Genomic DNA, 25,770 nt, shown 5'->3' with positions numbered 1-25,770 from the left:
GAGTAGCGGTGGGGTGAACTTGAAGGCAGGAGGCGAACGCCTAAGTGCATGCACCTTGCCTAAGTCTTGATCGATCGGCGCGGACTTGTCAAGCAATTCGTCGTCACTGCCTCGACAAATCGACGCTCACGCCATGCTGTCCGCTTCGACGAAGTGCTCGACCCCGTCCGCTTTGGCGATCACCACCACGCCACTTTCGGTGACGGTGAAACCGCGGGCGCGATCGTGCTCGTGGTCGTAGCCGATCTCGACGCCGGGAGGAATATGCACCCCTTTGTCGATGATGGCGCGGCGGACCTTGGCGTGGCGGCCGATGTCGACGTTCTCGAACAGGATCGAGCCCTCGATGTGGGCAAAACTGTTCACCCGCACGTCGGCGCCGATGACTGATCGCTCGACATGCCCCCCCGAGATGATGCTTCCCAGGCAGACTATACTGTCGTGCGCCTGGCCGCAACGCGTCGATGAGCCGTGTTCGGCAAAAACGAACTTCGGCGGCGGCAGCGAAGCCGGCAAGTAGGTCCGAATCGGCCAGTGACCGTCGTACATGTTCAACAGCGGGTCGACCGACACCAGGTCCATGTTGGCTTCGTAGTATGCGTCCAACGTGCCGACGTCGCGCCAGTAGGCCGCGCTCTTGCGGTTTTCGTCCAAGAACGGAAACGCGAACACGCGATGGCTGTTGATGATCGACGGAATGATGTTCTTGCCAAAGTCGTGGGCGCTGTGCGGGCGAGTGGCATCGATGCACAACTGCTCGAACATGAACCGCGCGCTAAAGACATAAATGCCCATCGACGCCAGGGCGTGACCCGGATCGCCGGGAATCGCCTTGGGTTGGGCTGGCTTTTCCTCGAATCCCACAATTCGGCTGTCGGTGTCGACTTGCATGACGCCGAACTCGGTCGCGTCGCGGCACGGCACCCGCAGCGCAGCGATCGTCAGGTCGGCGCGGTTTTGCTTGTGGCTTTCGACCAGCCGCATGTAATCCATCTTATAGATGTGATCACCGGCCAGGATCACCACGTAGTCGGGGCGCTCGCGCTCGATGGTGTAGATGTTCTGGTAGACCGCGTCGGCGGTTCCCTGGTACCAGTGCTCGTCGATCCGCTGTTGCGGCGGCACGACATCGATGAACTCGTCGAGCTCGCGGCACAAGTAACGCCGCCAGCCCAGGTTGATGTGCCGGTCCAGGCTCATCGCCTTATATTGCGTAAGCATCAGCATCTTGCGCAACCCGCTGTTCAAGCAGTTGGACAGCGCGAAGTCGATAATCCGGTAGGCGCCGCCGAAGGGGACGGCTGGCTTGGCGCGGTCGCGCGTCAGAGGTTCGAGTCGCGAACCTTTTCCTCCGGCCAAGATCACGGCCAGAATGTTATCCATCGACAAACTCCCGCGGCTCTGGCTCGGCTTTACCCGAGCTTGATGTTGCCCGCTCCTTGGTGCAATGGCCGCCGAATCAGACGCGACGCGGCCGCCCTAGTTTAGCGATTGTTCGGCAGCGATAGAAGATCGAGCGTGCAGCGGCGATCGACCGAAGATAAGCGTCGCTTAATGTTGCGCGATCCCGGCATAAAGCTGTTCGTAAGCTTGTCGCATCTGAGCGGGCGCGTGATCTGCCGGAAAGCGCTGTTTGGCTGTCGCCGCCAGTTGACGGGCCAGCTCGGGCTGATCCAACAGCCGGTTGATCTCGCGCGCCAAGGCCGCCCGATCTCCCCAAGGGATCAGTCGCGCCGAGGTTTCATTCTCGACGACTTGTCGAATGCCCGGACTGTCGGCGGCAATCACGGGGCGGCCGGTCGCAATGGCTTCGAGCATTGCCAGCGGCGGGGTGAAACAGTAGCCGGGCTGAGCATAGATGTCGGCCTGTGCCAGCCAGGGGGCCAGTGAATCTCGCCGGCCCAGAAAGTGGACGTTTCGACCAGTGCCGATCGTCTGGCTAAAATGCCGCAAACGCGAGTCCCAAGGGCCGTGGCCGACCAGGGCCAGGTGAACGTCGTCTCGAATCACGCGCAGCAGGTCGATCGACCAGATCAGATCGCGCAACGCAGACGTGACGTCGAACGGCGCGGCACAAAACACGAGCCGGGCGCTTTCGGGCAGGCCGAGTTGCTGGCGAAGGTTCGCCAACGCTGGCGTCGAGGTTTCGTCAGCCAAGACGTCCGGGACCACGGTCACCGCGCTGCCGGGGAACTGAGAGCTCAGGACATCTGCGAACGGCTCGGCCGGCACGACCACGCGGTCGATCCTTACGCCCCACCGGCGCGCCAGAGTTGGCCCGAGCAACGCCTGATCGGCGGCGATGCGCCGGCAACTGACGATTAGCCGGCCACGGTGCCCCGCCACGCGAGTCCAAAAGGCGGCGGCACTGGGCGCAATGTCCCAAGCGTGAACCACGGCCGGCTGGAACTCGCGCACCAGAGCGCGCAACCGGCGAACAAACGGCCAGTCGAACAGCCGTCTACTTGCGCGGGCGAGATCGGGCTTGATGGTCAACTGGCCGCAGGGCGCGCTAATCGCCACGACGCGCGACTCGACCAGACCGGTCGACGTCAGCCAGCGCAATTGCTTGCTGGCGGCCGAGGGCCCGCCGTCGGCCACAAGATGCAAGACGCGCATCGTCACGGCTCGACCACGGCCAAGTAAGGCAAGTTGCGATGCTCGTCGTGATAGTCGAGCCCGTAGCCCACGACGAACTCATCGGGAATCGTGAAGCCGACGTAATCGGGAAGCATTGCCACCTGCTGCCGGCCCTCTTTGCACAGCAGGACAGCGCTGCGCAGGTCATTCGGGCCGAGAGTTTTCAATTCGGCCAATAATCCGTGCAAAGTCTGGCCGGTGTCGAAGATGTCGTCCACCACCAACACGTTTCGCCCTTTCAAGTCGGGGAGCATGTCGGCCCTGATTCGCAATTCACCGGGCGTGGTGGCCGCGCCGCGGTAGCTGCTGGCCTGCACCACGCCCACGCGGAGCGGCATCCGTAACTGGCGAATCAGGTCGGCCACGAGTACGATGCTGCCAGTCAGCACGCCGATGATCGTCAGCGGCTTGCCGCCGTAATGGTCGTTGATCTGGTCGGCCAGGCGCGCCACGCCGTCGCGCAATTGCTGTTCAGAGAGTAATACTTTCACAACTCGCAAACTCCGGCCCGATGTCCCGCGACGCGTCGGTATTGTAATCGTCGGCCGCCGTTTTCGCGATTGATCCCAGGAGTTTTTACGTGCCTGCTTCCGGCCAGTGGTCGCAAGTCAAAGTCGCCGGGCACCCCTGCGATCTGTTCGAGCCCGCGCAGCCCAGTCCGCACGGTTACGTGGTGATGTACCTGCACGGCGTCCACTTGGCGCGGCTGCACGAGAACCCGACGTTCACCGGGCTGTTTGGCCAGCACGGACTGCGGGTGATCGCGCCCCAGACCAAGCGCAGTTGGTGGGCCGACAAGATTTGTGACGAGTTCGACCCCCAGCTCACGGCCGAGCAGCACGTGCTGCGAAACATTGTTCCACAGATCAAGGAACGCTGGGGGGCCGAGCCGCCGCGGATTGCGCTGCTGGGAACGAGCATGGGGGGGCAAGGCGCGCTAAGGTTCGCGTTCAAGCACCCGAATACATTTCCCATCGCCGTGGCCATGGCGCCGGCGATCGATTACCAGATTCGCTATGACGATCCCGAGGAAGAGACGATCATCCAGATGTACCCCGATGCCGAAGCGGCGCGGCAGGACACGGCCACATTGCACGTTCATCCGCTGAACTGGCCGCGGAACGTCTGGTTCTCGTCCGACCCGAACGATCTGCGCTGGCACGAAAGCGCGCAGCGATTGCACATGAAAATGTCGGCGCTCGGCATTCCGCACGAGACCGACCTCGAGACCGAAGCTGGCGGACATAGCTGGGACTATTACAATCACATGGCCCCGCGAGCGCTGCAGTTCATTGTCGATCGCCTGGAACAAGAGCGCCGCCGCGTGTGATGTGCGATGGGGCACACTGACTCGCGCGATAAAACCCTTCTCCCCCGGGGAGAANNCGAACCGGATGAGGGTCACGCCTCAGGCTAGATCGCGCTCGCTACAGAGTGGCCCCTCATCCGGCCTATCGGCCACCTTCTCCCGGCGGGAGAAGGGTTTGCGCGGGCCGCGTGATGATGGATGCGTGAAGGGTGCCCAGACTTGTTACTCTCCTGCTTCTCCACCCAGCAAGCAAGGGGTGTTTGCCGCGCGCAATGCTTTGTTTAATCTGACATTATCTATCCCACGCCAAACAGGAACTCCCGCCATGCAACTCGACCCCACCGAACTCGCTCGTCTTGGTCGCGCCCTGAAGTCGGGGCTTGTTTTGAGCCGACGACACTTCGCCCTGCTCGGAGCCGCGGCTGCCGCGCTGCCGCTGTTGCCGCGACCGGCGCTGGGCATCACGCTCAAATCGCCAAAGCTCTCGGACTATCCGTTCAAGCTTGGCGTGGCGTCGGGCGACCCGCTGCCAACGGGCGTCGTGTTGTGGACCAGGCTCGCTCCCGAGCCGACCACCGGTGGCGGTATGCCCAACGAGAATGTCGAAGTCCGCTGGCAAGTCGCCCGCGACGAGGGGATGACCCAGATCGTCAAGCAAGGCGCCGTGGTCGCCACGCCCGAGGCGGCCCATTCGGTCCACATTGAAGTCGACGGGCTCGAGCCCGACCGCTGGTACTGGTATCAATTCGCGGCCGCCGGCGAGACGAGCCGCAAGGGACGCACGCGCACCGCGCCGGCCTTCGACGCGACACCCAGCCGGCTGAACCTGGCCTTTGCCTCGTGCCAGCACTACGAGCAGGGCTTCTTCACCGCCTACGAGCACATGGTGCGCGATGAACTCGACCTGATTCTGCACTTGGGGGATTACATCTATGAATACGGAGGGAAGGAGAAACTCGCCCGCAAGCACGTTGGCCCCGAGCTGACGACGCTCGACGACTATCGCAACCGGTACGCCCAGTATCACGCCGACGAACAATTGCAGACGGCTCACGCTTATTGCCCGTGGTTGGTGACGTGGGACGATCACGAGTTCGACAACAACTACGCGAACCACGTTTCGGAAGAACCCAACGTCGCTACCGAAGGTTTCTTGAAGCGCCGCGCCGCCGCGTATCGCGCCTATTACGAGCATATGCCACTGCGCGCGGCGCAAATGCCCCACGGGCCGGATCTGGAGTTGTACCGTCAGGTCCACTTCGGGCGACTGGCTCAGTTTTCGATTCTGGACACGCGACAGTATCGCACCGATCAGCCGTGTGGCGACGGGAACAAGCCGCCGTGCGCCGACGCGCTCGATCCGCAGGCGTCGTTGATGGGACCGGCGCAGCGGGCCTGGCTATTCGATCGGTTGCAGTCGTCACCGGCCACGTGGAACGTGCTGGCCCAGCAGGTGATGATGGCCCGCGTCGATCGCGTGCCCGGCGAGGTGATCGCGCACAGCATGGACCAATGGCCCGGCTACGAAGCCGAGCGGCGAAGCGTGCTGCAATTCCTGGCTGACAAGCGGATCAAGAACCCGGTGGTCCTGACCGGCGACATCCACAGCAATTGGGCCAATGAGTTGCAGGTGCATCGAGACGATCTGCAAGGCCCCGTCGTGGCCAGCGAGTTCGTCGGCACGTCGATCACCTCGGGAGGCGACGGCTCGCCAACCGGCAAGGATACCCCAGGAGTGCTGGCCGAGAATCCGTTCGTTAAGTTCTACAATCGACAGCGCGGCTATGTGCGCGTGAGCATCACGCCGCAGCGCTGGCAAAGCGATTACCGCGTGCTCGACTACGTGACCAAGCGTGGCTCGCCGATCGGCACGGCCAAATCGTTCGTCGTCGAGTCAGGCTCGCCGAAGTTGCACGAAGCGTAGAGGTTGGATGGCCCAACCGCTTGCGGCTGGGTGACGAAGTCACAAGAAGAACTTGGTGGCTTAGCTCGGGATGCGATGAGCGAGAAGCTATTCCGGGGCCTCGTCGCGCGTTCTTCTTGTCGCTGACGCGACCCGGCCGCAAGCGGCCGGGCTACCCGACTCAAAGGCCCGGCAATTACTTCCGCGGGCCCATGCCGGGGATTTCGGTCAGGTCCAAAATCTGCACGTCCGACACGTCCGAGCGTCCCGTGCCCGGCCAGTATTGAATCTTCCGCGCGGCCGCTTCGACCGGCGGCGCGCCGACGCGCATCTGGCGATAGAGCCGAGCCGGCGTCCGCCCGTCCCCTTCCAGCACCAGCATGTCCTTGCCTTGCGAATAGGTCAGCCGGTTGGCCCGGGCCGTGAAGCCGGTCCCTTCGACCAGCGTGTTTCCGATCGCTTCAAGTTCCAGGTTGCTTTTGCCGCGGACGAGCGACGGCGCCTCGACCAGGTTCAACTTGTCGCTCGACAAGCCGACGCCGCGCGGGCCCCAGGTCTCGGGGCGATCGATGTCCAGTCGTGTTTCCCACGTCGGTATCGGCCCGTAAACGGCGCGGACCTGGTTGTCGAATTGGATCTGGTGGCGTTGCAGGTTGCCCGACAGCCCGCGCTGAAAGCGAACATGCAGGAAGACGATGCCGGGCGCCCCGCCGTTCTGGCCCGGCGCCGCTAGTGCGGGCGCGGCGGGAATTGCACCCTGCTGAGCGCCGGGCAGCGCGTCGCCGGCCTGGCCCAGCCGGATCGATGTGACCGCGCCGGGGCCAGCGCCGCTGACGTCGCCGGTTGCTTGCCAAAGATCGAGTTCTTCCATCTGCATGGTGTCGATCGATTGCAGCGTATTCTCAACAATCGTGCGGTTTTCGAGCCACACCCCTTGCCGGCAACTCAACTGCGAGATGTCTGGCCGCGTCGGATCGCCACCTGGATCAAGTTGTCCACTGCCGCCGTCGGGCGAGGCCTGAAACGAGACGGGCTTGCTGAACTTGGCTTCGAGCAATTGCGTCTTGAGGGCTTGCGTGGCGTGACGCGCTTCGACGTTGCGCTCGAACCGGGCGACCAGGCCGTCGAACTGCATCTGTCCTTGCCACGAGACATCGAGCGGAATCGGTGGACCTGGCTTCGTCGTGCCATCGGCGGCTTTCGGTTGGACCGGGACCGACATGGAACCTGCGCCGTCGGTCCACATCAGGTTTTGGCCGCGGTTCAAGCGGACCACGTCCGACACCATCGTCAAGCTGCGGGCTTCGATGTAGGCCGGCTTGCCGCTGACGCTGACGATTTCGGCGCCAGGCTGCGGCTGTTGCAGGTGAAGCTGCTGGCCGACGATCTTCAGCGGTTTGTCGTCGGGCTTGGCGGTGCGCGTTTCGGTGAGCTTGACGTTCTGCTCGATGAACAGATCGGCCAATTCCATCGAGGTGTCGGTCAAGCGCGCGCGGATGCGCATCTGCTTCCCTTCGACGTGAAACTGCTGGGCCGGAGGGCCCTTGGGCTGGCGCGGCGTGTTGTCGACTCGCACTCCTCGCGGCGGATGGGCCATGCCCGCCGGCGCGAACACGGGGGCCGGCACACCGGGGGCAATGGCTTCCTCGCGGACACCTGGCGGAGCGCCGACCGGCTCGCGACGCACGACATGCGGCGCGGGGCTGGCGGGCTCGAACCAGGCTTGCAGCTCCTCGACTTCGCCGGTGACACTAGGCGATTTGATTTTCACGCTGCCTTGGGCCAACATCCGATCGGGGCGCATCTCGTTGCGGCGCGGGCCTTCGGCCGGGCCGACATGCACGACCGGCTTGGGCGGCGACTCGACAAGCCAGAGATAAATCTTGCTGGCGTCGAGCGAACCTTGATCGCCGGCCTCGACGTGAGCGTCCCCTTCCAGGCTGAGCAACTGCTGTCCTTCGCTGGGGCGGAAGTGAGCGATCGTGGTCCAGCGCGCCAGGATCGGCTGGCTGGGATCGTCGGGCAGCGACCCGCGCAACCAGCCCGGCCCCAGCGCGCGGAACTCGCCGAGCGAGCCTTCGACGCCCGGCTTGGCGAAGACTTCGCGAGCCTGAATCTGGCGACCTTCGTGGACCAGTTGCACCTGGTTCGCGCCGCGCAGGGTGACGCCGCCGCTGGCGACATCGTATTCGAGTTGCTGCCCCATCGCTTCGAGCGCTGACGACGGCGCGCGAACCATCACCGGACTGCCGAGCATTTCGACACGCTTGGGCTCGAGGTGAAGCTGATCGCGTTTGGGTTCGGCGGCGCCAGGTTTCGTTGGCGTGGGCTCCGTGGCTGACGCTTTCTGGGCGGCTTCGATGAATGTCAGCGATAACAGATCGCCCGTCATGCTGTCAGGATTCGGCGTGCCGGTCAGGCGGCGGACGTCGACCCGATCGCGGAACGTCGCCACGCGCTGTTCAAAGTCGAACCGGAACGGGCCCTTGCAGCGGATTTCGACCGGCGGCTGCGGCTTGCTGGGACCAATCGCTGGCTTGGGATCGTTGCTCTTGCCGGGGAACATGTCGGACTGCCCCGGCTCGAGACGCATCTCGACGTCTTGCGCGATCTCCAACGAGGTCATGCCGCGAAAGCCGACGTTCTGTTTGCCGGCGGCCATCTGGATTTGCAACCGCCGCCCGCGGCCGCGATTGGGGCCCATCTGAAAATCGAGCGGCTGGGTCGAATAGATCCGCTGTTGTGACAGCTCGAGATTGCTGGCGTGGATCAGCAGGTCGTCCTGCGGACCAGGCTCGGAATTGTCGCTGCGAATGGTGACCGCGCCGATCAACTGGCCGCTGCGAAGCTGGCTCCCTTGGGACCGTTTCAGGTCGAGCGGACCGTCGAACTGCAGGATCGCCCCCTCGGGGGCTCGCATGATGATCGCCTGGCGCTGGCGCTCGCGAAGAGTGGACTCGTCCCCTTCGGGAATCGAGATCACCGTGCAGGGCTTGATCTCCATCGCACCGTCGGGACGGTTCTTGTACTCGCCGGCTAGCAAAATGCCGTAGGACGTTTCCAGGATTTTCAGCGTGGTCAGCTCCCAGTCGCCGGGCAGAAACCACTGCTTAAGCATCTCGCGCTGCTGCTCGACGTAGGTCTTCGAGACGTCCGGCACGATGACGGGCACATCGTCGCTGGCCACCAACTCGGGCTCGACCCAGGGGACCACCAAGAGCGCATAGACCACATAGGCAACGAAGACCGCTGCCAAGCTGCTGGCCACGCGCTTGTAGTACTCCTTGGGCATGGCGCTTAAGCGTACATCCTTCCGTGGGGCGTAAACGGCTCGTCCGTGAGCGGTTATTGATAGGTGCGGATCAGGTCGTCCCAACGACGCTGGGCCTTGAGAATCATCTCGATCGTTTCGCGCACCGCGCCGCGGCCGCCGGGCAACTTGGTCACATAGTCGGCCGCCTCGCGCACCTCGGGCGAAGCGTCGGCCACGGCCACCGCCAGTCCGACGGACTTCATTGGCGGCAGGTCGGGAAGATCGTCCCCGATATAGCAAACCTGCTCGGGGCGCAAGCCCAACTGGGCGATGATCTCGCGCGCCGCGGGGCTCTTTTGCTCGGTCCCTTGTCGGACCAGGTCGATGCCTAGCTCGGCCGCGCGGACGTTGACAATGTGCGAATTGCGCCCGGTCAGAATGCCGAACTTGCCGCCGGCGCGCCGCCAGAGCTTAATGCCCAGCCCGTCGCGGATGTGGAACCGCTTCAGCTCGACACCTTCATTGTCAAAGATGATGCTCCCTTCGGTCAGCACGCCGTCGACATCCGAAAGGATGAGCTCGATCGGTTCACATTGTCGAGTAATGCTCATAAAGCTCACGTAGTCTTGGACGGTCCCAGTCGGCGTGTGGTTCCCTGTTAGCGCGGTGTGTCGGGGATCATCCCCACCATGTCGGTAATGTCGATCAGGCCGGCCGGCGCGCCGCGGCCGTCGACGACCGGCAACTCGCTGATCTTGCGCTCGGCCATCATCGCCACGGCGTCGGTCAGCATCGCGCCGACCGGCACCGTCGTCGGCCGCGCGGTCATCACGTCGCAAATCGGTCCGTCAAAGGCGTCGTCGCGGCGGGCCTCGAACAGCCGAGCCAGGTCGCTATCGGTGAACAAGCCGCTTAGCCGCCCTTCGGCGTCGGTCAGCATGACCGCGCCGCTGCGCCGACCGGGTCGGCGCAGCGCGGCGAACACGTCACGCACCGTCGCATTGTCGCGCGCCAGACGGCATTCGGCCAAGGGGCGCATGTAATCTTCGACATGACTCAGCTCGCGCCCCAACGCACCGGCCGGGTGCAAGCGGGCAAAGTCGGCGCGGCCGAACCGGTTGGCACGGCTGGCAACCAGGGCCAACGCGTCGCCCAGCGCCAGCATGGCCGTCGTGCTGGTGCTGGGGGCCAGCCCCAGCGAGCAAGCTTCACGCATTGCACCCAACGCCAAGGTCACCGTCGCGGCCCGAGCCAGCGTGTTGGTCTCGCGGCCGGTGACGGCGATGATCGGCGTTTGCATTTTGGTTAGTAATGGCAGCAAACGGATTACTTCTTCGGTCTCGCCACTTTGCGACAGAGCCAAAATCACGTCGTCGCTGCTGACCCGGCCCAGGTCGCCGTGGACCGCTTCGGCCGGGTGCAGGTAGATGCTGCGCGTGCCTGTCGACGCCAACGTGGCCGAGATCTTTTGGCCGACCAGGCCGGCCTTTCCCATGCCGGTGACCACCACGTTGCCGCGACAGGCGCAGACCAGTTCCACCGCGCGGCAGAAGTCGAGGCTCAGCCGCGCCGACAGCTTAGTCAGCGATTCGGCTTCTAGCTGCAGAATCTCGCGGGCGTAAGCGAGTTGCTCGAAGGGACTTAACGGTTCGAGGCGCAGAGCGGCTTCGGAACTCATCGTCGGGGTCATCCTTGACCGGCGGTCGTTTGTAAGTCGTTGCGGCGCAGGGACTCGATTGTACCGCGAGGGGACCAGGCGCGGAACAGCAGCTCAATGTTCGGCGCTTTGCTAGCGTTCACTCGGGCGACGCCCCCTACCAAGGCCTAGCCGGCGGCTATCCAATGTGTAACACACGGCCTCTACAAACTTAGGGGGCAACGTGTTACGATCAGAGCGCGTCGCCCGCCGACACCCCGACTTTTCTACATTTCGTTGCCCTGGTTGCCAGCCGTCCCACGGGACGAGGAGATTGAGTTACCGATGATCGTCACGACGAAAGCCCTGTTCGAGCTAGCATACGGCAAATATGCCGTCGGCGCGTACAACATCAACAATCTGGAACAGACCATTGGCCTGTTCCGCGGCAACTTGGGCAAGCGGAACTCGAACGAAGAAGCGTCCAGCACCAAGGACAGCGCTCCGTTCATCATCCAGCTTTCGCGCGGCGCGCGGGGCTACACCGACAAGCGGTATCTAGAAGCGATGATTCGCACGTCGGAAGAGGTGTTTCCCGACGCGATCTTTGCCGTCCACTTGGACCACGGCACCGAAGAGGTCTGCTACGAGTGCATCGACAGCGGCTTCTATTCTTCGGTGATGATCGACGCCTCGCACGAGACGTTCGACCAGAACATCGCCATCACCAAGCGCGTGGTCGAACGGGCTCACGAGCGCGGATTGTCGGTCGAAGCCGAGTTGGGCATGCTGGGTGGTGTCGAGGAAGACATCTCGGTCGAAGCCGAACACGCCTGCTTGACCGATCCGGACCAGGCGGTCGAGTTCGTCGAGCGCTCGGGCTGTGACTCGCTGGCCGTGGCCATCGGCACCTCGCACGGCGCCTACAAGTTCAAGGGCTCGCAAGCCCTGCACTTCGACCGGATCGAGCAGATTCAAAAGCGTCTGCCTGGCTATCCCCTGGTGATGCACGGCAGCAGCAGCGTGCCCAAGGAATGGGTCGACCGGATCAACAACGCCGGCGGCAAGATGCCCGACACCAGCGGCGTGCGTGAAGGCGATTACCTGCCGGCCGCCAAGCTGGGGGTGACCAAGGTGAACATCGACACCGATGGCCGCCTGGTCTGGTGCGCGATCTACCGCGAGACTTTCCGCGACAAGCCGGCTGACTTTGACCCGCGCACGCCGGGCAAGCCGTTTATGGCTGCGTACGCGGACTTCATCATTCACAAGAACCACAAGCTGGGCTCGGCGGGCCAGTTGGAAGCGGTGCGCAAGGAACTGGCCGCGGTTCGCGCCTAGTTGCGTCGTCGCTCCCCGGTATCGAATCGAAGCAGGCCCTGCGACGCACGTTGCGGGGCCTGCTTTCGTTTCGGGCGCTCTGCAAAGGGTGGATGCTATGCCTCGGTTGGCGTCGATCACGGTCTATCCGATCAAGTCGTTGCCCGGCGTACAGGTCGAATCAATTGACGTGCTGGCCAGCGGGGCGCTGGCCTGGGATCGGCGCTGGGAAATCGTTGACGCCGCCGGCGATGTGATCAACGCCAAGCGAACGCCCCAGGTGCATCACCTGCGCGCCGCGTTCGATTTGTCGGCCGAATCGGTGGCGCTGGCCGTTGATGATCATACGGCCACGACGTTCTCGCTGGCCCACGATGGCGAGGCGATCGAGGCCTGGCTCAGCCGCTCCTTTGCCGAGCCGGTGCGATTGATCGAGAACGTCGCGGCGGGCTTTCCGGACGATACCGACTCGCCCGGGCCGACGCTGGTTAGCCGGGCGTCGCTCGCTTCGGTCGCGAGTTGGTTTCCGCAGTTTCCGGCCGATCAGATCGAACGCCGCTTCCGCGCCAACCTGGTGATCGAAGACGCCGAACCGTTCTGGGAAGATCGGCTTTGTGGTGAGCCGGGTGAGTCGGTGCCGTTTCGATTGGGCGAGGTTCGTTTCGAGGGGACCAACCCTTGCCAGCGGTGCGTCGTGCCGACGCGAAATCCCGAGACCGGCGACACCTGGCAGGGGTTCGCCAAGACATTCGCGCGGCATCGCGAGGACACCTTGCCCGCGTGGGCGCCCCGCGCGCGATTCGATCATTTCTACCGGCTGACATTGAACACCCGTCCCGCCCTGGGCCACGTCGGCGGCACATTGCGCGTGGGGGACGAATTGGTCGTGGACGGCAACTAGATCACGATTTAGCTTCTGGGTGGCACGCCCGCCCTTCGGGCATGGGGAGGCATGTACTGAATCCGGTATTTGATTGGCGATTCCCCACGCCCTGCGCTTGGGACGTGCCACCCCCGCTACAATCTCTTGAGAGTTGCCCTAACCTGTTAACGACGCGACGGGGTTTTCGGCCTGGCCGTTTTGTGATGTTTGGGCCAACGGCAACGTGACAAAGATCGTGGTGCCGCGACCCGGGTAGCTGTCGGCGCGGATCGTGCCGTGGTAGGCCGAGACGATCGATTCGCAGATACTCAGTCCCAGCCCGCTGCCCGTGCTCTTGTCGCCGCGCTGCCGGGCTTTGTCGGCCCGATAGAACCGCTCGAAGATGTGGGGCAAATCGGTCGCCACGATGCCCACCCCAGTGTCACAGACGCGCAGTTGGGCTTCGCCGCGGTGTGGATCGGCCGTCAGTTCCACCGTGACCGTGCCCGCTTGCGGCGTGAACTTAATCGCGTTGTCGATCAGGTTCGTGATCACCTGCCGCAACCGGGCCGCGTCGCCATAGACGTTGGCCGGTTCCAGCTTGGCGAGGTTCAACCTGACGTCACGCGTCTCGGCCACGGCTGCGAACATTTCGCAGGAGCGCGACACGATCTTGTCGAGTTCGGTCGGCTGGGCCGGCTTGGTGATGCGGCCGGCATCGGTCTCAGCCAACGTCAGCAGTTTGTTCACCAGATCGCGCAGCGAGGCGCATTCTTCCAGGGTTTGGGCCAGGATTTCTTTGTACTCTTCCGGCGTGCGATCAATGGTCAGCGCCACGTCGAGCGAGCTTTGCATGGCCGCCATCGGCGAGCGCAGTTCGTGCGCGGCGTCGGCGGTGAACTGGCGCATCTGGGTGATGTAGGCCGCAATGCGGTCGAGCAAGCCGTTGATCGTCTGGCTCAAGCGGTCCAGCTCGTCGCGCGTGCCGCGGAGGTGCAACCGCTCGTCCAGATTCGTCGGGTGCAGCCGCGCGGTAATGTCGATGATCCGCGCCAAGGGGCGCGTGGCGCGGCCAGCCAGCCAATAGCCGCCGATGGGCGTGATCAATAGCACCGCCACGCCAATCGTGGCCAAAATACGCTCGATCTCGGCCACGTCGCGCGCGACGTACGTGGTCGAGACTCCGACTTGGATCGAGTGGCGCGGCACGTCGGCCTTCTTGGTGTCGTGGCGGATCAGTCGATAGTTGCTGATTGTTTGCGGCCGGTCGGGCTGCAAGGCTAGCGGCGGGCGCCCCGAGATGGCGCTGGGCATGGTGCTGGTCTGGAACACGACGGCGTCGGTTCGGTCGACCAGTCGGATAAACATGTCGGAATGTTCGTGGGTCTGGGCCTTGCGGTTCAGTTCGTGGCCGATTCGCTCGAAGTCGGGATAGAACTCCTCGACCGTGGTGGCGACTTCCAACGCCTCTTCGCGAAGCGTGTCGTCGATCTCGCCCAAGAGGGTCAGCCGAACCGACTCGCGCACGGCCCCCAGCGACGCTACCACCACCAACAGCGTCACCACCGAGTACCAGAGGGTGAGCCGGAAGTGAAGCGAGCCGATGATTTCCCAAAAGCTCAGCGGACGGCGCGAGTTGGCGCTGCTGATCGAGCGCGCAGCCGAAGCTGGCGATAGATAATTCGGCGATCCGCCCGCGGCGTTCGAATTATGGTTCGCGGATGGCATACCCTCGGCCTCGCACCGTCTCGATAAGCGATTCGTCGTACCCCTTATCGAGTTTACTGCGAAGTCGATTAATATGCACGTCGATGACGTTCGTCGTGCCGTCCCAGGTCATATCCCACAAGTGTTCGCACAACATCTTGCGAGTAACCACTTTGCCGGCAAACCGCATCAGGTATTCCAACAGGCTGAATTCGGTCGGCGTGAGATCGATTTCGCGATCGCCGCGGGCCACGCGCCGCGTGGTCAGGTCGAGCGTCAAGTCACCGACTTCGAGCGTCGGCGAAGGACGCGTCACCGTTCGGCGGCAGACGGCCTCGATACGGGCCATGAGTTCCACAAAAGCGAACGGCTTGACCAGATAATCGTCGGCACCCGCGGCCAGACCGGCCACGCGCTCTTCCACGCTGCCGCGCGCCGTCACCAGCAACACGGGCGTGACGATCTTCTCGGCCCGCAGTCGGCGCAACACGTCCAGGCCGCTGACGCCGGGCAACATCAAGTCGAGCGTGATCGCGTCGAGACTCTTGTTGCGACCTAACTCCAGGGCGCGGACGCCGTCGCGAACCCAAGTGCATTGGTGGCCGGCTTCGACGAAGCCTTGTTGCAATGCTTTGCCAATCACCGGGTCGTCTTCGACGATCAGTACATTCATCGAGGCTAACTCCCTGCATTGGGCCTGGCGGCCTTCGAGAACCGGCGTGGGGGCCAAACCGGCCTGCGCCATTGTCAGCGCACTCACTGCCTGTGATCTGACCATAATATCGACCTCGGGTTAAAGGTTCCCTGGATCATTAGGGCCTTGTCACAAATGCTGCCCGCCGAGTGGCCCATCTTTGGCCTGGCCGGAGACCGCATTCGCGAACTGTTCTACGCGCGCAAGTCGCGAAATGACTAGGCAATTACGGAAATGTAATATTGGGTCTGCTTGGCCATCGGATTGCTTATACCAAAAATCGGCCCCCGTCTGAACGGAGCGGCAAGGGGTAGACTTCGGTTAGGCGTTCTTTTCGATCATCATGCGCCACATTGATGATTGTCTGACGCGATGATTGTCGGTTAGGTTCCTCGGCAGCCGATGACCGGCCCAGCGGGCGGCACTCGCATTGATGTCTGCGCGGGAGGCGAGGAACTTTTCTCGGAATCGCTGGTTTTTTGCCGACGGAAGGTCGTGTAAAAAAGATCAAGCAAGTCGCGCAAAGATCGCACGCCTGGGCGTATGCCCGGTCCAGTAATCACCAAGTATATTTGACGACGTCGCCTAGGTGACGCCGCCGCTTCAGCGTCTGTTTTTCCGCTTGGTAATCATTTAAGCTTGCCGAAACTCGACCGAATGCGTTCTGATAGCCGAAAGACCGTGTCGGAATACAGTGGGCGTGGCGCGCCCGCCGAAGATTGGTGTGCCGATGACTTTCCAGGGGAGTCCATGGTGCCTGTGGGCAAACCCTTGGCCGAGGGCTGGCGGGTCCAGCGGTCACCTTTGCATCTCGCCGCCTAGGAAACATCACTAATGGACCTTCATGAGTTTTTGCACAAGGTTGTCCACAATCTATTCCAGCCCTTGCTGCTGTTCTTTTACATGGGGGTGCTGATTCCCATCCTGCGCGTGGGATTTGAGTTTCCCCATCAAGTTTATCAGGGCCTGGTCGTGTTCCTGCTGCTTTCCATCGGCTGGCACGGTGGCGAGGAACTTGCCAAGCTCCAAGCGCACGAGTTGTATCAGGCGCTCGGCTTCATGGTCGTTGGTTTCGTGCTGAACTTCATCATCGGCATTATCGCCTATGCGATTCTGCGCGTGGTCACGCGTTTGCGCCGAGTCGACGCGGCCACCGTGGCGGCGTATTACGGCTCGGATTCGGCCGGTACGTTTGCCACCTGCATTGGCACCTTGGGTGGGTTGCAAGTGGCGACCTTGGCGGCCGCGTTGATGGCTTCGCAGGTGCCCATGGAACGGCTTGGTTTGGGTAAGGACGTCGATTTCAAGAAGGTAAAGGCCGCCGCGGCCGATCCCGTGATTGTTGAACGATGGAAGCAAGAGGGAGTGGACGTGGCGTCCGTTCAGGCCGCCGTGGCCAAGGGCAACGACTATGTCGAAGCCCCCTACATGCCTGTGATGCTTGCTATCATGGAAATCCCGGGCTGTCTGGTCGGCTTGTATTTGGTTGCCCGCTGCCGCCGCACGGGAATGGACAAACTGGGCAACATGCCCGACGAACCAGGTTACAATCCGACGGCGCTAGCCCATGCTTCCGGGGTTTTGCATGGTCAAGAACACGGCCATGGCGAACACGTGTCGGTCGAATCGAGCGACCCAACACCGAAGAAAAGCGAGAGCATCTTCAGCGCTTCGCTGCTGCACGAAGTTTTCTTGAATACGGGCATTTACTTGTTATTTGGCGCCATTGCCATCGGTTTTATCGGTCAAATGCAGGGCTCGTCGGTGGTCGCCAAGGACGACCCCTTTTTCTTGAATATGTTTCACGGCGTGTTGTGCATGTACTTGCTCGAAATGGGCATCACCGCCGCCAAGCGTTTCGCCGACCTGCGCGTGGCGGGGATCAAGTTCATCCTGTTCGGTATGTTGGCCCCGAACTTGTTCGCCACGATAGGCATCCTGGTCGCGCACGGCTACAGCCACCTCAGTGGGGCCGAATTCTCGACGGGTACCTACATGGTCTTTGCCGTGTTGTGCGGCGCGTCGTCGTACATTGCCGTGCCGGCGATTCAGCGTTTGGCCATTCCCGAAGCCAGTCCCACGTTGCCTTTGGCGGCATCGTTGGGGCTCACCTTCTCGTATAACGTGACCATCGGGATCACGGTCTACGAGTACATCGCGCTGGCGCTCAAGGCCGCCTTGCCGGTCTAGAGCCCAGGATAATCGCACGGGTGTCGCATCCTTGGAACGCAAACGCATCGCTGGTGAGGAAACTGCATCATGGTTACCGTCAGTCGAGTGACGATTATTGCTGATTCAGCGCTCGAACAGCGCATCTTGGACGAGTGCCTGCGACTTGGCGCCAAAGGCTATAACGTGGTGCCTTGCCGAGGCAAAGGCACTCATGCCATCATTGGGGATCAATTCCACAATCTGCCGGAAGAGGTGCGGATCGAACTGCTCGTGCAGGCCGACATCGGCAAAAAGATCTTCGCGTGGCTCAAGGACGAGATACTCGACAACCACGCCGTGATGGCATATCTCGACGAGGTGCAAATCTCGCCGAGTGATAATATCTGACCCCCGCCAGGAACGCTCTGCGAAAGCTCGGGACCGACGAGCAAACGACGCAGTTGCCGTTTATAAAAGCCCCAGACGTAAGTCCGGGGCCTTTTGTTGCGCAAACGAGTGGCCTCAATCGGGGACTTACGTTCCCGGCTCCTGCCCACCGTGAGCGCGTCGCCGCGGCTCCGTCCTACATGATCAGCCCGGACTTCGACAAATCTTGCTGGTCCTGCCAGCCGGCGATATAGCGAGTGTCGAACATCAGAACGTGGCCGCAGTTCTTGCAGATCAACTGCAGCATGGCCGACTGCTCCTTGTCGATCTGGTCATCGATGGCGTCGATGGTGTGCGTGCCGACCAAGCCGCCGATCTTCCAACGGTTGGCCTGGCATAAGGTACATGACGCATGTTCGATCTTTTGACGCAGCCACGCCTCGAACGAGCTTTGCTGCTCGGGAGTCAGTTTCACGATAGACCATCCTTTTGCGCCCTTGGGTGCGGTGATGCTGGCAGTCCAGAGGCGTCTCCAGCCGAGCCAGCCGCCAGGTCGAAGGCGACACCGCGCCACGCCCCCCAGATCGTCGAAAACGTCGACAATCGTCGGCAGGCGAGTCGGCCACGAAGGGCATGCGCTGGTCGAACGCCCGCTTCGCTCTGTCTTAATTCTACGCATCGCACGGGGAAAGGCGCTCGCATGTCTAACACAATTGCCATCCAGAGGTCGCAAAGCGCAATGCTCACCGCGGCTCCTGGAACGATGCCCGCCAAAGACCGCCGATTTGCAGCTTTACCCACTCCGGATAGAATGAGACGATACCCCAACCGAGGGAGAGCCCGGTCAAGGGCGTCATTCACTCACTACCCAGGCGGATAGCCGCCCATTTATCGGAACCGTCCCATGAGCACCAGCTATCCGCGTCGCCCGGTTCGCAAGCGCACCGACTTGATGACCATCTTGTTGATGCTGGTCTCGGTCGTCGCCTTGCCGGTCGTGGGCCTGGTCGGTTGGAAGATGTACAAGTCCGGCGGCGTCTTGGCGATCGGCAAGAAACCGCCGGTCGAGTCGGTCGCTCATCAACCGGCGCACGGTTCGGGCACGCGCACCGGCGGCAAAGGGAGCAAGCCGGGCGGCAATGAAATGGCCATGAACGATCTGCCCGAACAGGAACAGAAGACCTTCCAGCTTGGCGGTAGTGACGAAGTCCCGTCAGGCGCCGACGACTATACCGGTCAGGGAAACGGCACTGGGAGGCGAAGCCGTCGCCAGCGCGGCTTTGCGGAGGGGGCTGACTTCAGGGCCGGTGGCAATGGCGGTGGCGGCGGGCGAATGTCGATGGGGCACAGCATGTCCGACGTTCCCAAGGCGCTGCAAGGCGTCGAAAGCGTCCTGGGCGACGCCCTCGCCATCCCCAAGAAAGTGCTGGTCGTTTGGTTGTTCGACCGCACGGCCAGTTGCCAGTCGCTGCGTCAGGAAGTGGCCAACCAATTGCCGGCCATGTACAAGCGTCTGAACCCGACCGGCGAAGGGGGCGACGCCACATTGTTGACGATGGTGGGCCAGTTCGGCGCTGATTTCAACTTCATCACCGAGTCCCCCGAAGCCAACGCCGACAATGTCCAAAAAGCGGTCGGCAACATCTCGACCGATGATGGCTTTGTCGAGAACACGTTCGGGGCCATCAAAGCCGCCACTGACAAGATCATCGACTATCGTAAAAAGAAAGGCCGCTTCGTCACGCTGGTGGTAGTAACCGACGAGGTCGGCAATGACCGGCTGACGATTGACGAAGTGCTGCCCAAGCTCACTCCGTACGGCATTCCCGTGCAGGTCGTGGGGCCATCGGCTCTGTTCGGCACCGTCGAAGGGTTCAACCGGTTGGCCGAGGGGGAACCCAAGCCGGGCGAAGTGCGCGTGATGCAAGGCCCCGACTCGCACGATGTCGACTGGATTCACCTCGATTCCCCCGGCGGAATGTTCGACCCGTCGAGTATCGAAACCGGCATCGGGCCGTATCATCTGGCTCGCCTGTGCCGCGAAACCGACGGCAATTACTTCGTGCTCACGCACGGTGGCTCGCCGCTCAAGGGTTTTGAACCGCAATATGTCTCGGAAGCCGAGTACCAGAAGCAGGTCGAATCGAACAAGGCTCGCAGCTCGCTGATCAAGGCGGCCCAGTTGTCGCGAGCCGAGGTGTTGCACAACTTTTCCACCAGTTTTGACAATTCCGACGAAGTGCGGCGCAATCGTGCGTTGGACGCGGCCCAGAAGCCGGTCGCCAAGGTGATGATGGGCGTCGACTCATACATCGACGCGCTGAAGCCGGGCGAGCCGGACCTGGCCAAGCTGACTGCCCCGGGCGATAAACGCTGGCGCGTGGCGTTCGAGCTGGCCTATGCCCGCGCCGCGGCGGCCAAATCGCGCCACCAGGGTTTTCTGGAAATGACCGGTCAAATGAAAGGCGGCCGCAAGTTCCAGGATCCGAATCACCATTTTTGGGTGCTCAAGCAAGTGGACGATCCGATGAACGTCAGCGTGTTGGACAAAATGGCGTCCAAGTCGCGCGACTATTTGAACCACATCGTCAAGGATTATGCCGGCACGCCGTGGGCTCAATCGGCCGAGCGCGAAATGTCGGCCAAGATGAGCTGGAAGTGGTTTGAAGAGTAAGCGTGGCGTCGTCGCTAAGTCGTTAAGCCGTTTAGCGGCAGGGCCAAGGGCTCGCGCGTCACATGTAGCCCTGTTCTTTCATCGCGCGACGCCTTCGACCGAGCCGATCGTGGTTCCTGAGTAAGCCTGCGGCATGATTCTCTATTTGATTCGCCACGGTGAAAGCGCCTTCAATGCCGAAGGTCGCATCCAAGGGCAGCTTGACGTTCCTCTTTCCGAGTTGGGGCATCAACAAGCCCGGGCCGTGGCCGCCGAGTTCCAAGGACGCGAGATTCAGGCCCTCTACGCGAGCCCGCTGCGCCGCGCCTACGACACGGCCCGGCCCGTCGCCGCGGCGCTCGGCCTGCCGATTGTGGCCGACGAACGGTTGCGCGAGCTCAACGCTGGTGTCTTCCAGGGCCTGCTCTGGTCCGAGATCGCCGAGCGCTTTCCGGCCGCGGGGCAAGCCTGGCGGTCACAGCAGCCCGATTATCGCATTCCCCAGGGGGAGTCACGCCGCGATTTGATGCAACGCGGCAGCGCGGCTTTGGAGGCGATCCGCGAGACGGGCTACGAAGCGGTCGTGGTCGTGGCCCACGGCGGCATCCTGACCGCGGCCATCAAAGCTTGCCTCGAAGTGCCCGCCGAGCGCAACCCGTTCATGCTCTACAACGGCTCGATCAGCATGGTCGAATGGGGCGTGCAGTTCCGGCTGATGACGTTGAACCAGATGGACCATCTGCAACGGGCCGGCGCCGATTTGCGCAGCCGCACCGGCGATTTGTAGAGGCCGCTGGTATCGTTACGACGCCGCCACCCGCGTCGCGCTCTCCACCCCGGCCAGACGTCGCACCAGGTGCGGCCCCGCCGGCATGGTCGTCGCCGTGTCGAGCGCCCAGCGCCGCAGCTCTTGCTGCCAGCGGAACCGCTGCTCGGCCAGTTGCTCTTGCTGTCGCAGTTGCTCCTGGCTCCGCTCGGCCAGCGCCGTCTCGCGAGCCGATAGCTCGCCCGAGATGTTGTCGAGCTCCTGCCGGCGCTGCGTCACCCAGGTTTCCATCTCGGCCGCCTGGCGACGCAGACGATCGTGTTGCGCTCCTAGCTCGGCACGCAGCCGCTGCAGTTCCGCCTGGCGCGTGTCGAGTTCGGCCGTTGCCGCGCGATAATGATCGGCCAGCCGCCGCCGCGTCTCGCCGAGGGTTTGCCCGAGCACGTCCGGCGGGACCGCGCCGGTAAGCTGAGCCCACATCTCCTCGGTCGATAGCCGTAGTTCCAGTGTTTCGCGGTGCAAGGTGGCCACGTCCGATTGGGCCTGCGCCACGGCGGCCTGGCGGTGATCGAGTTGTTCGGCGCGGCGCTCCAACTCGCTTTGACGTTCGCCCAGCAAGGCCAGTTGCGTCCGCTGTTCATCGGCCAATTGGCGACGCCAGTTGCGCAGTTCCGCCTCGCCCCGGCGGCGTTGCTCTTCCAGGGCATTGGCCTGCTGCCGCCATTGCGTCTGAGCTTCGGCCAACAGCCGTTCCGACTCGGCCAGTTGTTCCTCGCGCGCTTCCAAGGCCTCGTCGCGGTGGCGCAGGTCGGCTTCGGTCTGTTCGATTTGCGCCAGCCGCTGGTCCAGTTCCAGGCCGCGTGCTTGCTCTTCGAGTGATGGCACGTGCTGCCGCTCGGCTAGCGCGACCCGCTCGGCGGCCAGCGTGCCTTCGCGATCGGCAAGCTGTTCGTAGTCCTGCTGGATCGCTGCCCGCGAGTCGTGCAGGTGTTCTTCCTGGGCCGACAATCGGCGGGCCGTTTCGGTCAGTTCGGCTTCGCGCGCTTGGATCGTCTCGCTCAGAGATTGCAGCCGTCCCTGCTCGGCGTCGAGTGTCTGCATCAACTGGGTCATGGCGACGGCTTGTTGCTGGCGTTCGGCTTCGAAAGCCGCCTGCCGCTCGAGCCATTCGTTTTCGAGCGTCGCCCGCTGCGCGGCCAGGGCGTCCGCGATTTGCTCGTGCTGTTCGTCGCGCGTGGTCGCGAGTCCTTGCTCGCGTTCGATCAGTCGTTGCTCGCGCTGCATTTGCTGCAAGGCAAACGCCGCTTCCAGTCGTTGTTGCAACTCGGCCAATCCAATGCCGCTGACTTCGGACGAGTCGGCAAACTCGGCCAAGCCGGCGTCGGCTTCGACCTGGGCGACGTACTGAGCCATCCGCTGCGACAGCCGTTCAAGCTGATCGGTCAAGTCGTCGTTGCGCGCGGCCAGATCGTCCTGCCAGCGGGCCAGTGTTTGCTCGCGGCTGGCCAGCTCTTCTTCGCGCGCGACCAGGACAGCTTCCCGTTCGGCCACGGCGGCGAGTGTCGCGCTGTCGACCTGGGGCTCTTCGGCAGGCATTTTCCGCTGGACCAGGTTATTCTCGCGCTGGCAAAGCGCCTCGTCGCGTTCGACAAGCGAATGGGTCAGGGCCGCGAGCGCCTGTTCGCGATCGGCAAAGGCATTCTCGCGGGCCTTCAATTCGGTTTCGCGGACGTACATCTGGGCGGCTTGCTCGGCGGTGTCGTGAGCGTGACCCTTGATGCGACGTTCGCGTTCGTCGTGTTGCTCGCTACGGGCAGCCAGGGCTTGCTCGCGCTCGGCCAGCGCGGCTTCGCGCGCGGGAAGCTGGGCCTCTTGCTCGGCTAACTGTTGCAGTCGGTCGTTCAGCTCTTGTTGCCGGCTGTCGAACCAGAGCTGCGCCGCGCGCATCTGGTTGTCGTACGAGGCCGACTGGCTGTTGAGCTGGGACTGGCGATGATCGATTTCGTCTTGGCGCGCTCGGAGCAGCTCGGCGATCTGCCGGGCATGCAGTCGCAATTGGGCCATCTCGTTGCAGGTCGGCGTGTCGGCTTCGACGGCGGCCAGCTCGCTCGCTGCGCCGTCGGCAGCGTCGGCCCCTTCGGCATAGTGAATGGCCAGCGCGCGGTGGCTGGCCCGTTCGACCGCTTCGGCCAGCGGCAGCGCGCTGGACAGGGCGTGCGGCGCGTCGATTCGTACGGCCGAGCCCGACGCCTCGGCGGACGTGGCGTCGGCTGGTTCGCGAGGCGCATCGTGGGAGGTATTCATACAGGCACAACCCGTTTGGGACAGGTCGCCAACTGTTACCCCCCGGAAACAGTCTGGCGCGCAACGTGTCGTGCCTGTTTATCGGAGCCCGCGCCGGAAAAGTTTACGCCGTTTTCCCGGAATGAAGTTTCGCGTGCCAGCAAGCTGTCGTGGTCGCGCGCATGCGAGCATCGATAGCAAGCGTTTTGGCTTGCGTCGAGAAACCGATTGGGTGCCACGCTCAAGCCCCTAAGGCGTGAGCGTGCGAAGCGTGTACCGCGAAGGGGGAAGATGTTAGAAGAGGAAGATGCCAGGAGCTTTTTATCGTTTCGTCACCGAAACGGTTCCTGACACGAATGGCATCAAGATAGCCGCAGTTTCTTGAGTGGCAACGGCTAAGCGTTGCTGTCGCGTCAAAGCCATCGCGAGGTTTTGTGTTGGCTGCGTAGAACGAACGGGTCGTCATCACGGTTCGTTCGGAGGCGCGAGCATGTTCGGTGTCATCAGCGGCGCGGTCGAGCGGTTGAAACAAAGTTGGCAAGCGGAATTGGACGACGCGGCGATTCGTCGCGCGTGCGTCGCGGCGGGGCACACGTGGCGGGATCGCAAGCTCGATCCAGTCGTCACGGTGAAGTTATTTCTGTTGCAAGTGCTGTGGGGCAACGTGGCCTGCAACGCCGTGCCGCGTCTGGCCCAGCGTGACGTGACCGGCTCGGCCTATTGCGAGGCCCGCGGTCGACTGCGGTGCGAGGCGTTGCAAACGCTGTTGACACAATCGACCGCGCGGATGGCCGAATGCGTCCGCGAGACGGGCCGCTGGCTGGGGCATCGGCTGTTCATCGTCGACGGTTCGAGGGAAAAAAGGTGTCAGGAACCGAATTCCATTTTCTTGGGCCTGCCCTGGGCACGCAGGGTCGATTCCAAGCCCAGTCGCCGGACGGCACGATCGCTCCATGACTCGTCACCCAGCGGATTGCCGCGGCTCACGCTGCGACGAATCGCCAGCAGTTCGGCCTCGGTCTGAGGAGCGTTCACATACTCGGTCCAACTCGCCTTGCGAGGCACTGGCCAGGATGCCAGTAGCGCCTTGTCCTCCGCCGATCCACGCAGCCAGCGAAACAAGCTGCACCAACGCCAATCCTCGGCGCGACGGACCAATCGCGCTCGCAGCGCGTTGCGCTCGACGTAGCGACCGGCCGTGTAAAGATGGTCGTCCTCCTGGATCGGAAACGACTTGAATCGCCCCTGGTACAAATGGCCCGAGCCGGTCGAGCGGCGGTGAGCGTGCCAACGCTGGGTGTGGGTCAGCGTCAGCCAGCCAACGAACCGCGACAGTTCTCCGTCCTGGCGCGGCCAGACGACCAGGTGCCAGTGGTTCGGCATCACGCAATAGGAAAGCAGCCGCGTCTTCGTGCGTTCGACCGCCTCCCAGAGCGCCTTTTCGAAGGCTTCGTAATCGGCCTCGTCGTCGAAGATCGTCATCCGCGCATTGGCGCGATTGAGCACGTGATAAACGTATCCGCCTTCGGCTGCTCGTAAGGGACGTCCCATGCCGTCAGGCTAGCGAGAAGCAACGTGTCCGTCAAGAAAACGGTTCCTGACACCTTTTTCGATTCTGCTCGTAAGGGACGTCCCATGCCGTCAGGCTAGCGAGAAGCAACGTGTCCGTCAAGAAAACGGTTCCTGACACCTTTTTCGATTCGCCAGCCTCGGAAGGCTTGAGCGTGCGAAGCGTGTACCGGCATGCTCAAGGCTTAAGGCCTTGAGCATGGCACCCGAAGATGAAGATGTAGGAGCCGGCGCGCCAGATTCGATTGGGTGGCCGTGTTGGCCCAAGCCGAAGCGCTTAGACCTTGGCTTCGTCCAGCGCGGCTTGGATGCGGGCCTTGGGCTGCACGCCCACGAACCGCTCGACCACGTCGCCGCCCTTGAACACCATCAGCGTGGGAATGCTCTGCACGCCGTAGCTGTTGGCGGCCGACGGATTGTCGTCGACGTTCACCTTGCCGACCTTGACCGAGCCCTGGTATTGGGTGGCCAGCTCTTCGATCAACGGAGCGATCATGCGGCAAGGTCCGCACCACGGCGCCCAGAAATCGACCAGCACCGGCTCTGACGACTGCAGCACCTCGGTTTGAAAGTTCTGGTCGGTCAGCTCGATAACATTGGCAGCCATGATCGCCGATCTCCTCGCGGGTTAATTCCT

At 62.9% G+C, this 25,770-nt stretch carries 20 protein-coding genes; 8 read left to right on the top strand and 12 right to left on the bottom strand.

From position 1 onward, the window contains the following. Positions 1-126: 126 nt before the first annotated feature. From glgC to hpt, 3 genes are all read right to left on the bottom strand, one after another. Positions 127-1,383 carry a glucose-1-phosphate adenylyltransferase gene (gene glgC, locus JSS27_10670; protein ID MBS0209409.1) on the bottom strand — a complete coding sequence of 419 codons (1,257 nt, stop codon included), beginning with the start codon at positions 1,381-1,383 and terminating at the stop codon, positions 127-129. Positions 1,384-1,551: 168 nt separating this feature from the next. Next, entirely contained in the window at positions 1,552-2,619 is a 1,068-nt protein-coding gene (locus tag JSS27_10665; protein MBS0209408.1) for a glycosyltransferase family 4 protein, read from the bottom strand. A 2-nt stretch (positions 2,620-2,621) separates the two neighbouring features. Continuing rightward, positions 2,622-3,131 carry a hypoxanthine phosphoribosyltransferase gene (gene hpt, locus JSS27_10660; GenBank protein ID MBS0209407.1) on the bottom strand — a complete coding sequence of 170 codons (510 nt, stop codon included), beginning with the start codon at positions 3,129-3,131 and terminating at the stop codon, positions 2,622-2,624. A 185-nt stretch (positions 3,132-3,316) separates the two neighbouring features. On the opposite strand from hpt, the gene JSS27_10655 reads away from it, so the two are divergent. Both JSS27_10655 and JSS27_10650 read left to right on the top strand, forming a co-directional pair. Beyond that, the gene (locus tag JSS27_10655; GenBank protein ID MBS0209406.1) at positions 3,317-3,970 is read left to right on the top strand and encodes an alpha/beta hydrolase; all 654 of its coding nucleotides are present in this window, start codon (positions 3,317-3,319) and stop codon (positions 3,968-3,970) included. 304 nt (positions 3,971-4,274) lie between these two features. Then, a complete protein-coding gene (locus JSS27_10650; GenBank protein ID MBS0209405.1) occupies positions 4,275-5,873 on the top strand; it encodes an alkaline phosphatase D family protein in 1,599 nt (532 codons plus the stop codon). 175 nt (positions 5,874-6,048) lie between these two features. Here JSS27_10650 and JSS27_10645 read toward each other — a convergent pair whose 3' ends face one another. Genes JSS27_10645 through JSS27_10635 form a run of 3 tightly spaced genes read right to left on the bottom strand, consistent with a single transcriptional unit; the run spans position 6,049 to position 10,783 of the window. Next, positions 6,049-9,144 carry a hypothetical protein gene (locus tag JSS27_10645; GenBank protein MBS0209404.1) on the bottom strand — a complete coding sequence of 1,032 codons (3,096 nt, stop codon included), beginning with the start codon at positions 9,142-9,144 and terminating at the stop codon, positions 6,049-6,051. A gap of 53 nt (positions 9,145-9,197) precedes the next feature. After that, positions 9,198-9,716, bottom strand: coding sequence for an HAD hydrolase family protein (locus tag JSS27_10640; protein MBS0209403.1), 519 nt, complete (start codon positions 9,714-9,716; stop codon positions 9,198-9,200). Between the two features lie 47 nt (positions 9,717-9,763). Continuing rightward, positions 9,764-10,783 (bottom strand): KpsF/GutQ family sugar-phosphate isomerase, encoded by a 1,020-nt coding sequence (locus JSS27_10635; GenBank protein ID MBS0209402.1) that lies wholly within the window; start codon positions 10,781-10,783, stop codon positions 9,764-9,766. 303 nt (positions 10,784-11,086) lie between these two features. Here JSS27_10635 and JSS27_10630 point away from each other — a divergent pair, with 303 nt between their 5' ends. Together JSS27_10630 and JSS27_10625 are read left to right on the top strand one after the other, a co-directional pair. After that, entirely contained in the window at positions 11,087-12,082 is a 996-nt protein-coding gene (locus tag JSS27_10630; protein MBS0209401.1) for a ketose-bisphosphate aldolase, read from the top strand. Positions 12,083-12,179: 97 nt separating this feature from the next. After that, a complete protein-coding gene (locus JSS27_10625; protein MBS0209400.1) occupies positions 12,180-12,962 on the top strand; it encodes an MOSC N-terminal beta barrel domain-containing protein in 783 nt (260 codons plus the stop codon). Between the two features lie 138 nt (positions 12,963-13,100). Here the strand turns inward: JSS27_10625 and JSS27_10620 are convergent, their stop codons facing one another. Then, positions 13,101-14,651: a HAMP domain-containing protein gene (locus JSS27_10620; protein ID MBS0209399.1), complete on the bottom strand. Its 1,551-nt coding sequence runs from the start codon at positions 14,649-14,651 to the stop codon at positions 13,101-13,103. Further along, positions 14,632-15,303: a response regulator transcription factor gene (locus tag JSS27_10615; GenBank protein ID MBS0209398.1), complete on the bottom strand. Its 672-nt coding sequence runs from the start codon at positions 15,301-15,303 to the stop codon at positions 14,632-14,634. Before JSS27_10615 ends, JSS27_10620 begins: the two co-directional genes overlap by 20 nt. An 855-nt stretch (positions 15,304-16,158) precedes the next feature. Between JSS27_10615 and JSS27_10610 the strand changes: the two genes are divergently transcribed. Next, positions 16,159-17,514 (top strand): sodium-dependent bicarbonate transport family permease, encoded by a 1,356-nt coding sequence (locus JSS27_10610; protein ID MBS0209397.1) that lies wholly within the window; start codon positions 16,159-16,161, stop codon positions 17,512-17,514. A gap of 69 nt (positions 17,515-17,583) precedes the next feature. Then, a complete protein-coding gene (locus tag JSS27_10605; protein ID MBS0209396.1) occupies positions 17,584-17,883 on the top strand; it encodes a hypothetical protein in 300 nt (99 codons plus the stop codon). A gap of 175 nt (positions 17,884-18,058) precedes the next feature. Here JSS27_10605 and JSS27_10600 read toward each other — a convergent pair whose 3' ends face one another. After that, positions 18,059-18,337 (bottom strand): hypothetical protein, encoded by a 279-nt coding sequence (locus JSS27_10600; GenBank protein ID MBS0209395.1) that lies wholly within the window; start codon positions 18,335-18,337, stop codon positions 18,059-18,061. Positions 18,338-18,766: 429 nt separating this feature from the next. Between JSS27_10600 and JSS27_10595 the strand changes: the two genes are divergently transcribed. Then, positions 18,767-20,536 carry a VWA domain-containing protein gene (locus JSS27_10595; GenBank protein ID MBS0209394.1) on the top strand — a complete coding sequence of 590 codons (1,770 nt, stop codon included), beginning with the start codon at positions 18,767-18,769 and terminating at the stop codon, positions 20,534-20,536. Between the two features lie 133 nt (positions 20,537-20,669). Further along, positions 20,670-21,302, top strand: coding sequence for a histidine phosphatase family protein (locus JSS27_10590; GenBank protein ID MBS0209393.1), 633 nt, complete (start codon positions 20,670-20,672; stop codon positions 21,300-21,302). Positions 21,303-21,317: 15 nt separating this feature from the next. Here JSS27_10590 and JSS27_10585 read toward each other — a convergent pair whose 3' ends face one another. The 3 genes from JSS27_10585 to trxA form a co-directional block, all read right to left on the bottom strand. Continuing rightward, complete coding sequence (locus JSS27_10585) at positions 21,318-23,585, bottom strand: hypothetical protein (GenBank protein MBS0209392.1); 2,268 nt, start codon at positions 23,583-23,585, stop codon at positions 21,318-21,320. Between the two features lie 846 nt (positions 23,586-24,431). Continuing rightward, the gene (locus tag JSS27_10580) at positions 24,432-25,115 is read right to left on the bottom strand and encodes a transposase (GenBank protein MBS0209391.1); all 684 of its coding nucleotides are present in this window, start codon (positions 25,113-25,115) and stop codon (positions 24,432-24,434) included. Positions 25,116-25,410: 295 nt separating this feature from the next. Continuing rightward, positions 25,411-25,740 (bottom strand): thioredoxin, encoded by a 330-nt coding sequence (gene trxA / locus JSS27_10575; protein ID MBS0209390.1) that lies wholly within the window; start codon positions 25,738-25,740, stop codon positions 25,411-25,413. Positions 25,741-25,770 lie beyond the last annotated feature (30 nt).

Source organism: Planctomycetota bacterium (assembly GCA_018242585.1).
GTDB lineage: Bacteria > Planctomycetota > Planctomycetia > Pirellulales > PNKZ01 > JAFEBQ01.
Note: the sequence above shows the minus strand (reverse complement) of the source record. Positions and strands in the feature narration are given on the sequence as shown.